The organism is Cupriavidus sp. SIMBA_020, assembly GCF_046535395.1.
Classification (GTDB): domain Bacteria; phylum Pseudomonadota; class Gammaproteobacteria; order Burkholderiales; family Burkholderiaceae; genus Cupriavidus; species Cupriavidus campinensis.
The window spans coordinates 1-235 of the sequence record NZ_JAWRWU010001676.1 but is presented as its reverse complement, the minus strand read 5'-3'; the positions used below and the strand labels follow the sequence as shown (position 1 = coordinate 235).

1 protein-coding gene is annotated in these 235 nt (G+C 63.4%); it reads left to right on the top strand.

The window, feature by feature from the left end; translation table 11 throughout:
- Positions 1-235, top strand: a 235-nt coding sequence (locus SB751_RS35305; RefSeq protein ID WP_410749649.1) for a BamA/TamA family outer membrane protein, incomplete at both ends; no start/stop codon positions are given.

Genomic DNA, 235 nt, shown 5'->3' with positions numbered 1-235 from the left:
CATCATTCCGTTGACGGTGGGCTGGTCGCGCGACAATCGTGACAGCGCGCTGGTGCCAAGCCGCGGTTACTTCGCGCAGGCCAATGCCGAATACGGCACGCCTGCCGGCCTGCAGTACTACAAGGCCGACGCGCAGATGCAGTATTACTACTCGTTCGCACGCGGCTTCGTGCTGGGCCTGAACTTCCAGGGCGGCTACGGCAACGGCATTGGCGGCGCGTACCCGATCTTCAAG